Raw genomic sequence first — 14,263 nt, 5'->3', positions numbered from 1 at the left:
AATTACCCTCTTTTCCATCTTGTACCTTGAGGGGTATCCTCTAATATGATATTCATGTTTTTCAAGCGATCACGAATTTCATCAGATAACCCAAAATTGCGGTCTTTCCGCGCTTGAATTCTCTGCTGTATCAACCCTTCAATTTCTTCATCCAAAAGCCCCTCTTCTTCAAGGGATAAACCGAGGACAGAAAATAAGATGTTGAATTTATCAAGGAAAGCATTAATCACTTCCTTGTCTGTGTTTTTCTCCATCAAGTAATAATTCGCCTGTTTGGAAAGTTCAAAGAGCATGGATATTGCATTAGCTGTGTTGAAATCATCGTCCATTTCCTTAATGAATTGTTCATGTAATTCATTAAGCTTCTCCAACCAAACATCATTATTCTCAGTCAATCCATCACTTACTTGAAGGCGATGCTTTAAGTTTTGATAAGATGTCCTTAAGCGTTCTAGGGACGCTTTTACATTTTCAAGCACTTCTTCGCTATAATTGATTGGATGACGGTAATGTACAGATAACATGAAGAATCGTAACACTTGTGGATCATGCTTCTGTATGATGTCATGCACAAGGACGAAATTGCCTAAGGACTTAGACATTTTTTCATTCTCAATATTTATATACCCATTATGCATCCAATAATTCGCAAAGGTCTTACCCGTCAATGCTTCGGATTGTGCAATTTCATTTTCATGATGCGGAAAAGCCAGATCTTGACCCCCTGCATGAATATCGATCGTATCGCCCAAATACTTTTTGACCATTGCGGAGCATTCAATATGCCAGCCTGGACGCCCCTTACCCCATGGGCTCTCCCAAGATATTTCATCATCCTTGGCCGTTTTCCAAAGGGCAAAATCAAGGGCATCTTGTTTTTTCTCCCCTATTTCAATACGGGCCCCCACTCGCAGCTCATCGATGGACTGATGTGAAAGCTTTCCATATCCCTCAAACTTACGAGTGCGGTAATACACATCCCCTTCAGATTCATAAGCGAATCCTTTCTCAATTAATGCCGAAATGAATTCAATGATTGCATCCATGTTCTCCATTACGGTTGGGTGAGCATCCGCTTTTTTGCAGCCCAATGCCGACACGTCTTCAAAATAAGCCTTGATGAAACGCTCTGAGATGGTCGGGACATCTTCACCCAATTCTTTTGCCGCGCGAATCAGCTTATCATCCACATCCGTAAAGTTTGAAACGAATTGCACATCATATCCACGGTAATCCAAATACCTACGAACGGTATCGAATACGATTGCCGGTCTTGCATTACCTATATGAATGTAATTATAGACAGTGGGCCCGCATACATACATCTTCACCTTTCCCTCTTCGATCGGGACGAAGGTTTCCTTTTTTCTTGTTGCTGTGTTATATATTTTAATCGCCATTTTATAGACTCCTTTCTTCCTGCTTCTGTTCAGCCAGCTTCTCTCTTAAGGCCCTGAGTTCACTATCCAATTCCTTAAAGCGATCAGCGATTGGATCAGGAAGATCACAATGATTTAGGTCTTTGTTGATTTTGATACCATCTTGAATGACCACTTTACCTGGAATGCCCACCACTGTAGAATTAGGTGGCACTTCCTTTAAAACAACCGATCCTGCACCGATTTTTGAGTTTTCCCCAACAGTGATGGAACCAAGCACTTTTGCTCCTGTAGCAATCAGGACATTATCCTTTATCGTAGGATGACGTTTTCCCTTTTCCTTTCCTGTTCCCCCAAGGGTTACACCTTGAAAGACAGATACATTGTCGCCAATTTCACAAGTTTCGCCAATGACGATCCCCATTCCATGGTCAATGAAGAAACGACGGCCAATCGTAGCCCCTGGATGAATTTCAATTCCGGTAAAAAACCGACTGATTTGAGATATACTTCTTGCCAGGAAAAAGAATTTCTTCTTGAATAGTGCGTGAGCCATCCTATGACTCCAAATTGCATGTAAACCCGCATACGTCAATATGACTTCCAAATAGCTACGCGCAGCAGGATCTTGATCAAAAACCACTTCGATATCCTCTTTAAACATCTTTAACAAAATGATTCCCCCCTATGTTCCGTCCTTTTCCAAAATCCCCTTTTGAAGCTTTTAAAGCATATAAAAAAGCGTCTCTGTCCAAATAGACAGAGACGCTTGAAGCGCGGTTCCACTCTGTTTGGAATGTAAAAACCAGATAAAGCTTTTTCCTGTTTTTTCATCCCCAACTTTAATCCCTGTAACGGAGGAAATTCCGCCTGTGCCTACTATAAGTTAGTTCAGCAAAGGACTCAAGGGTGCATTTCAGAAAACGAGAGGCTTGAACCACTTTCAGCAGGTTATGGTTCTCTCTAAAAAGCTTCGTTTACTTACTTCTCCCCATCTACGCGTTCTTTTGTAAGATTATTAAATACTATATTACATTTTCGACAAATTGTTAATATAAAATACTCTGAATACGCTGTTTAATTTTTTCCTTGCCCAGCAATGAAATCGCCTTAGGCAAGTCAGGACCATGTGTTTGACCCGTGACGGCAGCCCTTATCGGCATGAATAATTTTTTTCCTTTATGACCTGTGCCTTTTTGTACGGCTTTAATCGACTTCTTGATTTCATCCGCGTTAAATTCTTCAAGTCCTTCAATCTCCTGAAGGAAAGCTTTCATGACTTCCGGTACCTGTTCTTCAGCCAGCACTTCCTTAGCTTCTTCCTCGAACACGACCTCATCCTTGAAAAACAGTTCAGATAGCTCGACTATTTCCGCTCCATAGCTCATCTGCTCTTGAAAAAGGGAAACTAGCCCATGTACCCACTCTTCTTCTTCGGCGGTCAGTGTCTCTGAAACCTTCCCGGCTTTAATTAAGTGAGGCATTGACAATTCCACTGCACGATTGACGTCCAATTGCTTCACATATTGGTTATTCATCCATGTAAGCTTTTGTTTATCGAAAAGTGCAGGTGATTTAGACAGCCGGTCAGCATCAAAAATATTAATGAATTCTTCCTTCGTGAAAATCTCTTCCTCCCCGACCGGAGACCATCCTAGTAATGTAATGAAATTGAATAACGCTTCAGGTACATAACCAAGCTCTTCATATTGCTCAATGAATTGAATGATCGACTCATCACGTTTACTCAGTTTCTTCCTGCTTTCGTTTACTATCAGCGTCATATGTCCGAATACCGGCGGTTCCCAACCGAAAGCTTCATAAATCATCAATTGTTTTGGAGTATTGGAGATATGATCATCACCGCGAAGGACATGGGAAATCTTCATCAAATGATCATCGACGGCCACTGCAAAGTTATAGGTTGGAATGCCATCTTTTTTAACGATAACAAAATCACCAAAGCCATCTGTTTCAAACGAAACCTTATCCTTGACCATATCTTTGAAAGTAAGGACCTTCCCAGCCGGAACGGCAAAGCGAATGCTCGGTTTTCTTCCTTGAGCCAATAGTTCCGCTTGCTCTTCCTCAGTTAAATGCTTGCACTTCCCTGAATATTTTGGTGTTTCATTGCGTTCGACCTGTCCTTCACGCTCTGCTTCAAGCTCTTCTTCCGTACAATAGCATTTATATGCCAAACCCTTATCTAAAAGCTCTTGATACAATTCCTGATAAAGGTCGTTCCTTTCGGATTGACGATATGGCCCGTATTCACCGCCAACATCAACACCTTCATCCCAATCCATACCAAGCCATTTCAAATATTTAAGCTGACTATCCTCTCCGCCTTCAATATTTCTCTTTTGGTCGGTATCTTCAATACGAATGATGAATTTCCCGCCTTTATTTCGTGCGTATAAATAATTAAATAAAGCAGTCCGTGCATTACCAATATGTAAATGTCCAGTCGGACTCGGTGCATAGCGAACTCGAATATCACTGCTCATGATATATATAGACCTCCCAGTCGTTCTATTCTATTGTATATATTATCATTTAAATACATTGGGATAAAGGCATCCACCCTAAAAACGAATTTAGTTTGATTTAACCAATAAGACTACTGCCTGTGCCGCGATTCCTTCGCTCCTGCCTGTAAATCCAAGTTTCTCGGTAGTGGTCGCCTTTACATTAATTCTGTCTATCGACGCATCTAAAAGTTCAGCAATCCTGCCTCGCATCTCCTCAATATACGGTGCCATTTTTGGGCTTTGTGCAATGATTGTACAGTCCGCATTGCCTAGGGAATATCCTTCTTTTTTTACAATTGCCCAAATATACTGCAGCAGTTTTGCCGAATCGGCATCTTTAAATTCAGGATCGGTATCCGGAAAATGCTTACCGATATCCCCTGCACCAATTGCACCCAAGCAGGCATCAGCAACAGTATGCAGAAGGACATCCGCATCAGAATGCCCTAGCAAACCTTTCTCATACGGAATCGTAATCCCGCCAATAATCAAAGGTCTACCCTCTACAAGCTGATGAACGTCATATCCTTGTCCTATTCTAAACATATCATTCTCCCCAATCATCTTTTTCCATGTTGTTGTTTATGTAAAATCGCTTCTGCAAAATAAAGGTCTTCCTGAGTCGTAATTTTAATATTATCATAATTGCCCTCAATAATAACTACCTGTTCATTGATCCGCTCTAGCAAACTTGCATCATCCGTCCCTAAAAATGCTTCAGCTTCTGCCTGTTCATACGCACTTTTTAATATGGATACACGAAAAGCTTGTGGAGTTTGCACCGCCCACAAGCTTGATCGTTCCACTGTTTCCACTACCTCTTTGTTTGCCGCTTTTTTAATCGTATCCTTAACGGGCACTGCAATTACGGCACCTCCATGCAGGGAGGCGGCAGTAGTCAATTCACTGATTTGCCCAAGATTGATAAAAGGGCGGGCACCGTCATGGACCAGGATGATGTCTTCTTCTGCATGTTGCAGTCCATTATACACGCTTTGTTGGCGCTCCTTGCCACCCATGACCAGTTTCTTGACCTTTTTAAGCCCATACGCTGCTATCAATTGATTGAAATAATCCTTTTCTGCCGGGTTTATCGAAAGGATAATCCCCCGACAGTCAGGATCTTCTTCGAAGACACGCAGTGTATAAACAATGATCGGGATACCCGATAGTTCAATAAAAAGTTTATTCTTGCCCGCCTTCATTCTTTTGCCTTGTCCAGCTGCAGGTATCACTACTTCATAAAACATAACGGTTTCTCCTACTCTTCTTTATAATGCTTTTTCTAATAGTTTCGGCTTAGCGAATATCATCCGGCCTGCAGAGGTTTGCAATACACTTGTGACAAGTACATCGATCCGTTTCCCGATATGGTCACGGCCACCCTCGACTACGATCATGGTGCCATCGTCCAAATAAGCGATGCCTTGGTTCTGCTCTTTCCCGTCCTTGATGACTTGAACATTCATCTCTTCCCCGGGAAGTACAACAGGTTTAACGGCATTGGCCAGGTCATTGATATTAAGGACCGCCACATTTTGAAACTCGCATACTTTGTTTAAATTGAAATCATTGGTAACGACCATTCCGCCCGATATTTTGGCAAGCTTCACTAGTTTACTGTCCACTTCCTGGATGTCTTCAAAATCCCCCTCGTACATCTCCACTTTAATCGGTAGGTCTTTTTGAATCCGATTCAAGATATCCAAACCGCGTCTTCCGCGATTCCTTTTCAATGCATCAGAAGAATCGGCAATGTGCTGCAGTTCGTTTAATACGAATTGAGGAATGACTATGGTACCCTCCAGAAAGCCCGTCTGACAGATATCCGCAATTCTACCATCAATGATGACACTAGTATCGAGAATCTTCAGCCGCTTGCTATACCCCTCTTCATCCTCTTCGCTTGCTTCACCATCAGTATTCTTTTTCTTATTGCTTTTCATGAATAAACTCAATAGCTCATCACGTTTTTTAAAGCCCACCTGAAAACCAAGATAACCAAATAAAAGCGTAAGGATGATAGGTACCACTGTATTTAAAATAGGAACCTTGATGGCACTGAAGGCGGAGCCAACCAAGAACGCCGCAAGCAGTCCCACTAAAAGGCCGACGCTGCCAAAGATTATATCCGTAATCGGTATCTTAACAAGCTGTTCCTCCAGCCACTTCATAAAATAGATCACATGATCTACTGCCCAAAAAGTTATAAGATAAAAGATAATGGCACCCAACAGTACACTTACATAAGGATTGTTTAATAAAGCAATATCGTCTGCATGTAAAACAATTAATAATTCAGGAATTAGTAACATACCAAGTGTTCCGCCGACTATTAAGAAGCATGCTTGTATAATGCGTTTTAACATCCCTTTCACCTCCCTCTACTCATTATTGACCAATAAAATAAAATGAAACCTTCGAAAATTCGTTTTCATTATATACGTTAAATTCACTTAAGGAATTAGTGGATTTACAAATACGACTTCTTCTCTTTTTCGTAATATTAGCCTAGCACCCTGAGTTTTGAGTGTCAAAAATAAACACCAATCAATTTCAAGCTGGTTCAGGTGAATGTTAAAAGGCCAGCTGCTCCTTACATCCTTCTATTTGTGACCAGCTGATTTTTTAAAATGCGGAGTCCTTCTTTGATTTTATTGGCGCGGACTTCGCCTATACCCTCCACATCGTCAAGGTTTTCAACCGTAGCTTTATTGACTTCACTAAAGCTTCCGAACTGTTTCACTAAATTTTCGATGATCAAACCCGGCAGGCGTGGGATTTTATGAAGAATACGGTAACCACGGGGATGTACTGACTCATCAAGATGTATGTATCCATGATAGCCCAGCACCTTCAGAAGAATGCTTTCATCCAGTTTTTCCTGCATGGCCAACTCTTGAAGCCTAAAAATGATTTCCTCGGGATTTTCATCATTACTGGAGGTATAATCCTTGATAAGCCATTTTCCTTCCGTTTCAATATCCGCCAGGATTTCATTCATTTGCAAACGGATCAATCTTCCTTCCGTACCAAGCTCATTAAGGTACGTTAGTAGCTCGGCCTTGATTCTGAGCACCATTACATAACGGTGAAATACCTGCAAAAGGTCGGCATAGGTCACGATTTCCTCAAACTCGAGCGCTCCTAAAACCGATATGCTCTGCTGCAGGACCACCTTGTATTTTTCCAGGGTCTGGATGGCCAAATTAGCCTTAGCGAGTATGACACCTATATCTTTAAGGGCATACCGGAAATTGCCCTGATATAAAGTGATGACATTCCGGCGTTGTGAGATTGCGATGACCAACGACTTGGTCTCCCTTGCCACACGTTCCGCTGTCCTATGCCGCATTCCCGTTTCAGTGGAAGGTGTGCTATTATCCGGCACTAATTGGGCATTTGCAAAAATGATCTTATCGGCCGTTTCATTTAAAATGATGGCCCCGTCCATCTTCGCCAACTCATATAATGTGCTGGGGGTACAGTTGCAGTTGATTTCGAAGCCGCCATCCACGATCGTTCGCACCTTCTCGTTATATCCGACCACTATCAAACCACCTGTATTTGCCCTCAGGACATTTTCAATGCCCTCCCGAAGCGGGGTACCCGGTGCTACAATTTGCAGAATTTCCAATTTTGTTTTCTCATACCCTTTTTTATCTGTCATACTTAACCCCCTAACGTTTGTTTAAGAGCCTCCGAAACCGATGAAACACCAACGATCTTAATACCTTTCGGGGCGGTCCATCCCCCTATATTATTAGCCGGTATGATAACCCGCTCAAACCCTAACTTCGCTGCTTCCTGCACCCTTTGTTCTATCCGTGACACCCTTCTAACTTCCCCAGTCAGCCCCACTTCACCAATGATGCAATCGGCAGGGTTTGTTGGTTTATCACGGAAGCTTGATGCAATGCTTATTGCGACAGCGAGGTCAATTGCCGGTTCATCAAGCTTGACCCCACCAGCAACCTTTAAATACGCATCCTGGTTTTGGAGCAGCAAGCCCACTCTCTTTTCCAGAACAGCCATTAAAAGCGAAACTCGATTGTGGTCAATTCCCGTGGCCATTCGCCTTGGGTTTCCAAAACTCGTAGGTGAAATCAATGCTTGAATTTCGACAAGCACCGGCCTTGTGCCCTCCATGGATGCGACGACCGTGGAACCCGAAGCTCCTTGCGACCGTTCTTCAAGGAAAATTTCCGATGGATTCGCAACCTCTTCCAATCCATGTTCTTTCATTTCAAAAATACCCATCTCATTCGTCGAACCAAAGCGATTTTTGACCGCGCGTATAATTCGATATGTATGGTGTCTTTCTCCTTCAAAATATAAAACGGTGTCAACCATGTGCTCAAGCAGCCGCGGCCCCGCAATGGCCCCTTCCTTTGTAACGTGACCGACGATAAAAATCGCGATCCCGTTCGTTTTAGCTATGCGCATGAGTGAGGCTGTGCATTCCCTCACTTGTGAAACGCTTCCCGGGGCAGATGTAACCTCCGAATGATATACCGTTTGAATGGAGTCAATAATGACCAAATCCGGTTTTACCTCTGTAATGGCCTGTTGGATATAGTCCATATCGGTTTCAGCATAAACGAATAGATGTTCCGACATGGTCCCAAGCCGGTCCGCTCTCAATTTGGTCTGCTTGACTGATTCTTCACCTGATATATATAGCACTTTTTTCTGTTTATGCGCCAATTGTGATGATACCTGTAAAAGCAGGGTGGACTTACCGATACCCGGGTCCCCTCCGATCAATACAAGTGACCCCTGTACGATCCCGCCCCCAAGAGCACGATTCAATTCCATTAAATCCGTCTTAATCCGTGGTTCTTTTTCTGATTGAATGGTCGTTATGGGTGCTGCCTTCTCCCGTTCCCCGGAACCTCTAACCTCTGAATGGGTAAAAGCGCCCTTTCTAGCAGGTTTAACGATTTCGGTTTCCTCGACCATTTTGTTCCATTCACCGCAGCCTGGGCATTTCCCCATCCATTTCGCGGACTCATATCCACAAGACTGACACATAAATTTTGTTTTCTTTTTTACAGCCATAAATTACTCCTCTTCCTTTGGAAAAAATATCTATATTAAGGATATTATATCTCTGTTTTATTTAAAACTTCTTAAGGCTAAGTTTTTTTAAAAAAATATTCACTTTGCTTGTCCCGTTTATACTCATATCTGCCTATAGATAAAAAACAGAGGTACACTGCAAAAGAATCTGCGTGTACCTCGAAGTTTAGGATCAGGTTATTCACTTACATTAACAGGCTCGCCTTGCCGGATTGCAAACTCATTATTCACGACATCCATTACGACCGTTTGCCCTTTTTTCACGTTGCCCTTAAGCAACTCTTCGGATAGATAATCTTCTACATGCTTCTGAAGCGCCCTGCGGATTGGCCTTGCCCCATATTCCGGATCAAAACCTTCCGTAGCAATTTTTTCTCTAGCCGCATCTGTCAGCTCCAAGTATATCTCCTGTTCTTTCAAACGGGTAGTAAGCTGATTTGACATTAATGTAACGATTTGTTTCAAATGATCCTTCTCTAATGAGTGGAACACGATGGTTTCATCAATACGATTCAGGAATTCCGGACGGAATGCACGTTTGAGTTCTTCCATCACTTTCCCTTTCATATTTTTATAGTCCTGGCCAGTATCCTGGATGTTAAAGCCGACATACTTATCGATTTTCAAGGCCGACGCACCTACATTCGATGTCATGATCAGAATGGTATTCCTGAAATCGACAGTACGCCCCTTGGAATCTGTCAGTCTTCCGTCTTCCAATACTTGAAGAAGGATATTGAAGACATCCGGATGCGCCTTTTCTATTTCATCAAGCAGAACGACGGAGTATGGTTTCCTCCGCACTTTTTCCGTTAACTGACCGCCTTCTTCGTATCCAACATATCCTGGAGGGGATCCAACAAGACGTGAAGTCGAATGTTTCTCCATATATTCGGACATATCGATGCGAATCATGGCATCTTCATCACCAAAAATGGATTCAGCCAAAGCACGGGCTAGTTCGGTTTTACCGACCCCTGTAGGTCCCAAGAAAATGAATGAACCAATTGGACGTTTAGGATCTTTCAAACCTGCCCTGGCACGTCGTACTGCTTTAGAAACCGCAATCACGGCCTCTTCCTGCCCAATTACACGATCATGGAGGATTGACTCCATATTAAGCAATTTATCTGACTCTGTTTGCGCCAATTTAGTGACCGGCACTCCCGTCCAGCTGGATACGACATGTGCAATGTCATCCACAGTGACTTCACTGTTCTCCTGCCCTTGTTTTTCTTTCCAAGTTTTTTTCGTTTCTTCCAATTGTTCTCTTAAGCGTTGTTCCGTATCGCGAAGCGAAGCAGCTTTTTCAAATTCCTGACTCTGAACGGAAGCATCCTTTTCCTTGCGAACATCATCTAGCTTCACTTCAAGTTCCTTTAAGTTAGGTGGCGTTGTGTATGAGCGCAGTCTAACCTTGGAGCCAGCTTCATCAATCAAGTCAATTGCTTTATCCGGTAAAAAACGATCGGAAATATAACGGTCGGATAATTTGACTGCGGCATCAATCGCTTCGTCAGTAATCGATACGCGGTGATGTGCCTCATAACGGTCACGCAGCCCCTTGAGAATTTGGATGGATTCCAAAATAGTCGGCTCATCGACTTGGATTGGCTGGAAACGACGTTCAAGCGCAGCATCCTTTTCAATATACTTACGGTATTCATCCAATGTTGTAGCACCGATACATTGTAATTCACCACGGGCCAATGATGGTTTTAGGATATTGGAGGCATCAATGGCACCTTCTGCACCACCTGCACCAATCAAAGTATGCAATTCATCGATGAATAGGATGATATTACCCGCCTGACGTATTTCATCCATAACTTTCTTCAACCGGTCCTCAAATTCACCACGGTATTTAGTACCAGCCACAACAGTACCCATATCAAGTGTCATTACGCGTTTATCGCGTAAAATTTCAGGTACCTCATTATTGATGATCTGTTGGGCAAGCCCTTCAGCAATGGCTGTTTTACCTACCCCAGGTTCACCGATCAATACTGGGTTATTTTTTGTACGGCGGCTTAATACCTCAATGACACGCTGTATTTCCTTACTTCTTCCGATAACGGGATCCAAGCTTCCTTCCCTGGCAATCGCCGTTAAATCACGGGCTAGGCCATCCAGTGTCGGTGTGCTCGCATTTGAAGCGGCAGAACCTTGATGACCACCTGATTCATTGCTGCCCAAAAGCTGTAATACTTGTTGTCTGGCTTTATTTAAACTTACACCAAGATTATTCAATACGCGGGCAGCTACACCTTCCCCTTCTCGTATAAGACCTAGAAGAACATGCTCTGTCCCAACATATGAGTGACCTAATTTTCTTGCCTCATCCATGGAAAGTTCAATGACTTTCTTGGCTCTCGGAGTATAATGTATCGTTTGAGCCGTATCCTGTCCACGGCCAATTAAATTTTCCACTTCTTTCTGAATCTTATCCGGACCCAACCCAAGAGCATATAACGCTTTGGCTGCAATACCATCACCTTCTCGGACAAGACCCAGTAAAATATGTTCCGTGCCAATATTATTATGACCTAAACGGATTGCCTCTTCTTGGGCTAATGCTAATACTTTCTGGGCTCTTTCAGTAAAACGACCAAACATCATAGGGAATTCCTCCTTAAGAATTTTCGTTTTGAATAAAGTTGCTGGCAATTCTCTAAGTAATGGCAGAAGCTTATTCTTGCTCCATATCTATTACATGAAATTTGATACTCCCTAAAGAGGTCAATGACCTCTATGAGGAGGAAGATTCCGTGAAATTCAAGCGTTCCCGGATAAGTGCTGCTCTACGAATATCCCTTTCATGGGGTCTTAAAGGGCCGCCTGCGTACTTTTGTAAAAATCCTGACTGCGTCAAAATCATCAACTCATTTAGAATGCTTTTGGAAATATTTTTTATATACCCAAGATCTATCCCTAACCTAACATCGGAGATACAGGTAGCTGCTTCCTTGGTCTCGATGATTCGAGCATTGGACAAAATCCCATATGAACGGAAAATTCTATCTTCTAATTGTATGTGGGAAGTCCTCGCTAATGCATCCCTCGCTGACCGTTCCTGGGCTATGATTTGTTGCACTACACTTGTTAGATCTTCAACGATATCCCTTTCCGACTTTCCAAGAGTAATTTGATTGGAGATTTGAAAAATATTCCCTAACGCTTGACTGCCCTCTCCATAAATCCCTCGAACCACCAACCCCAATTGGTTGATAGCCGGTATGATATTATTCATCTGCTGTGTAAGGACCAGGCCGGGAAGATGCATCATGACTGAAGCCCTTAATCCTGTTCCCACATTAGTCGGACAACTAGTTAGGTATCCTCTTTCTTCATCATATGCATAGTCTATGGATTCTTCAATCCAATCGTCAAGAACATTTGCAATCTTTAAGGTTTCCTTCAGCTGCAATCCCGACATTAAACATTGAATACGGAGATGATCCTCTTCATTTATCATGATACTTATTTCTTCATTTTCCGAAAGGAGACATGCGCTTTTCGCTGAATCTTCAACTAAATGAGGACTGATTAAATGTTTTTCAACGAGAACGCGCTTTTCCAGTGGCTGCAATTGGTCAATCTCTAAAAGTTCCAGTTTCCCAATCTCTGGAGTCACTTCCTCTTCAATTCTTTTTTTGACCAATTCAATGATTTTTTTAGCTTCTTCGTTAGAAAAGGAGGTTGGGAAGGTAAAGTCTTTGAAATTCCTGGCCAGCCGAATCCGCGAACTCAATACAATATCGATTTCCGGCCCTTCGGCACTCATCCAGGAACTCAAAGCATTTTCTACAAACTTTTCCAAGCTCATAATTCCTCGCCCCCCTCTTGGGCTTCAAACCTTTTTTCAAGGGAACGTACCTTATCTCTTACCTCTGCCGCTTTCTCGAATTCCTCTTGATCAATGTGGGCCTTTAAAACTTCTTTCAAATCTGAAATTTGCTTTCGAAGATAGATGGTGCCACCGATCCTTTTTGGAATTTTCCCTATATGTGCTGTATTGCCGCTATGAACCCTCTTTAAAATGGGATTTAACTGTTCATTGAACGTTTTATAACATTCGGCACAGCCAAACTTACCAATATGGACAAATTCTTTATAAGAACGATGACAATGCGGGCAACGCCTCTCTTCCGTTTTAGGAAATGCATTTGCCTTCGTCTGTTGAATATTCGACTCCATATTCAACAATCCTGCTAATAAATTATTTATTGAAAAACCAGGTCCACCTGCATCCATGAATATTTCGCCTTTTTCCTGAGCACATTTCTCACAAATCATGACTTCAGTCTTTTTTCCATTGATGATTTTGGTGAAGTGCAGGGTAGCAGGCCTTTGATGACATTCTTGGCAAATCAACGTTCATCACCTCTGCCAGTTTCATTTATATTTTAAAGTCGTAAGCATCGCAGTTAAAATTCTTGCCCTAAGTTCATCGCGGTCAGGTAGGTCGATATAAATCACCGATCTATCTATGACGCTCATCATAATCTTTGCTTCTCTTTCATTAATGACGTCTTCATTCATCAGCCGTGAAATTACTCCTTCAGCCATCGATTGAGTTACCCTGGAACCAATAAGCGATAATAATTGGTTGATAAGTTGCACGGAATCCTGTGATTCCACCTTCATGATGCGTATATAACCGCCGCCTCCACGCTTACTCTCTACAACATAACCTCTCTCGATGGTAAACCTGGTATTGATTACGTAATTGATTTGAGAAGGAACACACTGAAATTTATCTGCTATTTCACTTCTTTTAATCTCCAAGATATCTTTTTGACTTATTTCAAGTACTTGCTTCAAATAAGTTTCGATAACATCAGATATGTTTCTCACTCAGCCTCCTCCATTCTGACTTTGACTATATTTGACTATTATTATACAAGGAATAATGCATTTTGCAACTTAAACGCACTTTCTTTCTGTAATATCCATTTTCTCCAAATTATATGTAGTTACATACCCCATTGAACATTAAAGTTGAAATATCTTACATTAATACCCTAAAAAGATAAATGCAAAACCTGCTATTTTATCTTCTCCTTAAGGTTTCACAACTTAAATTCTGCCTAAACCCCAGCCACCAAAAATAAGGCCAGCCCATGCTGTCCCTGAAATAAAAAACTTTTTAATTACGAACATCAAAAAAGACCAGCCGGATGGCTGATCTTTTTAAATGGCTTGGCGGCGTCCTACTCTCACAGGGGGAAACCCCCAACTACCATCGGCGCTGAAGAGCTTAACTGCCGT

General features: G+C 42.2%; 12 protein-coding genes, 1 rRNA gene and 1 other annotated feature. All 13 genes read right to left on the bottom strand.

Annotation, left to right across the window (positions count from 1 at the left end; all coding sequences use genetic code 11):
• Positions 1–2: 2 nt before the first annotated feature.
• Positions 3–1,400 carry a cysteine--tRNA ligase gene (cysS, locus tag V3595_RS24710; RefSeq protein ID WP_101225865.1) on the bottom strand — a complete coding sequence of 466 codons (1,398 nt, stop codon included), beginning with the start codon at positions 1,398–1,400 and terminating at the stop codon, positions 3–5.
• 1 nt (position 1,401) lies between these two features.
• Positions 1,402–2,043: a serine O-acetyltransferase gene (gene cysE, locus V3595_RS24705; RefSeq protein WP_286198069.1), complete on the bottom strand. Its 642-nt coding sequence runs from the start codon at positions 2,041–2,043 to the stop codon at positions 1,402–1,404.
• A 94-nt stretch (positions 2,044–2,137) separates the two neighbouring features.
• Positions 2,138–2,386, bottom strand: a binding site (T-box leader).
• 42 nt (positions 2,387–2,428) lie between these two features.
• On the bottom strand, positions 2,429–3,886 hold the full coding sequence (gene gltX, locus V3595_RS24700; protein WP_485910342.1) for a glutamate--tRNA ligase: 1,458 nt from the start codon (positions 3,884–3,886) through the stop codon (positions 2,429–2,431).
• Between the two features lie 90 nt (positions 3,887–3,976).
• Positions 3,977–4,456 carry a 2-C-methyl-D-erythritol 2,4-cyclodiphosphate synthase gene (gene ispF / locus V3595_RS24695; RefSeq protein ID WP_134784433.1) on the bottom strand — a complete coding sequence of 160 codons (480 nt, stop codon included), beginning with the start codon at positions 4,454–4,456 and terminating at the stop codon, positions 3,977–3,979.
• A 14-nt stretch (positions 4,457–4,470) separates the two neighbouring features.
• The gene (ispD, locus tag V3595_RS24690; RefSeq protein WP_241593925.1) at positions 4,471–5,160 is read right to left on the bottom strand and encodes a 2-C-methyl-D-erythritol 4-phosphate cytidylyltransferase; all 690 of its coding nucleotides are present in this window, start codon (positions 5,158–5,160) and stop codon (positions 4,471–4,473) included.
• 21 nt (positions 5,161–5,181) lie between these two features.
• Positions 5,182–6,279, bottom strand: a complete 1,098-nt coding sequence (locus V3595_RS24685; RefSeq protein ID WP_137016904.1) for a PIN/TRAM domain-containing protein — start codon at positions 6,277–6,279, stop codon at positions 5,182–5,184.
• A 227-nt stretch (positions 6,280–6,506) separates the two neighbouring features.
• Positions 6,507–7,580 (bottom strand): DNA integrity scanning diadenylate cyclase DisA, encoded by a 1,074-nt coding sequence (gene disA / locus V3595_RS24680; protein ID WP_402907282.1) that lies wholly within the window; start codon positions 7,578–7,580, stop codon positions 6,507–6,509.
• 2 nt (positions 7,581–7,582) lie between these two features.
• Entirely contained in the window at positions 7,583–8,971 is a 1,389-nt protein-coding gene (radA, locus tag V3595_RS24675; RefSeq protein ID WP_350300866.1) for a DNA repair protein RadA, read from the bottom strand.
• Between the two features lie 198 nt (positions 8,972–9,169).
• Positions 9,170–11,611 carry an ATP-dependent protease ATP-binding subunit ClpC gene (gene clpC / locus V3595_RS24670; RefSeq protein WP_141994057.1) on the bottom strand — a complete coding sequence of 814 codons (2,442 nt, stop codon included), beginning with the start codon at positions 11,609–11,611 and terminating at the stop codon, positions 9,170–9,172.
• A 130-nt stretch (positions 11,612–11,741) separates the two neighbouring features.
• Positions 11,742–12,818, bottom strand: coding sequence for a protein-arginine kinase McsB (gene mcsB / locus V3595_RS24665; RefSeq protein ID WP_101225857.1), 1,077 nt, complete (start codon positions 12,816–12,818; stop codon positions 11,742–11,744).
• Positions 12,815–13,366 carry a protein-arginine kinase activator protein McsA gene (gene mcsA / locus V3595_RS24660; protein WP_402907289.1) on the bottom strand — a complete coding sequence of 184 codons (552 nt, stop codon included), beginning with the start codon at positions 13,364–13,366 and terminating at the stop codon, positions 12,815–12,817. The genes mcsB and mcsA overlap by 4 nt, the downstream gene beginning before the upstream one ends.
• 21 nt (positions 13,367–13,387) lie before the next feature.
• Positions 13,388–13,849 (bottom strand): CtsR family transcriptional regulator, encoded by a 462-nt coding sequence (locus tag V3595_RS24655; protein WP_048677843.1) that lies wholly within the window; start codon positions 13,847–13,849, stop codon positions 13,388–13,390.
• 343 nt (positions 13,850–14,192) lie between these two features.
• A 5S ribosomal RNA gene (gene rrf, locus V3595_RS24650) occupies positions 14,193–14,263 on the bottom strand; the annotation flags it as partial.

It is taken from the genome of Bacillus sp. CFBP9009, assembly GCF_036541465.1.
Taxonomy (GTDB): Bacteria; Bacillota; Bacilli; order Bacillales; family DSM-1321; genus Peribacillus.
This window is presented reverse-complemented; position numbering and strand designations above follow the sequence as displayed.

Excerpts from the sequence above, each read along its gene's own strand:
- cysS (WP_101225865.1), bottom strand. The coding sequence starts at position 1,400 with ATGGCGATTAAAATATATAACACAGCAACAAGAAAAAAGGAAACCTTC.
- cysE (WP_286198069.1), bottom strand. The coding sequence starts at position 2,043 with ATGTTTAAAGAGGATATCGAAGTGGTTTTTGATCAAGATCCTGCTGCG.
- gltX (WP_485910342.1), bottom strand. The coding sequence starts at position 3,886 with ATGAGCAGTGATATTCGAGTTCGCTATGCACCGAGTCCGACTGGACAT.
- ispF (WP_134784433.1), bottom strand. The coding sequence starts at position 4,456 with ATGTTTAGAATAGGACAAGGATATGACGTTCATCAGCTTGTAGAGGGT.
- ispD (WP_241593925.1), bottom strand. The coding sequence starts at position 5,160 with ATGTTTTATGAAGTAGTGATACCTGCAGCTGGACAAGGCAAAAGAATG.
- V3595_RS24685 (WP_137016904.1), bottom strand. The coding sequence starts at position 6,279 with ATGTTAAAACGCATTATACAAGCATGCTTCTTAATAGTCGGCGGAACA.
- disA (WP_402907282.1), bottom strand. The coding sequence starts at position 7,580 with ATGACAGATAAAAAAGGGTATGAGAAAACAAAATTGGAAATTCTGCAA.
- radA (WP_350300866.1), bottom strand. The coding sequence starts at position 8,971 with ATGGCTGTAAAAAAGAAAACAAAATTTATGTGTCAGTCTTGTGGATAT.
- clpC (WP_141994057.1), bottom strand. The coding sequence starts at position 11,611 with ATGATGTTTGGTCGTTTTACTGAAAGAGCCCAGAAAGTATTAGCATTA.
- mcsB (WP_101225857.1), bottom strand. The coding sequence starts at position 12,818 with ATGAGCTTGGAAAAGTTTGTAGAAAATGCTTTGAGTTCCTGGATGAGT.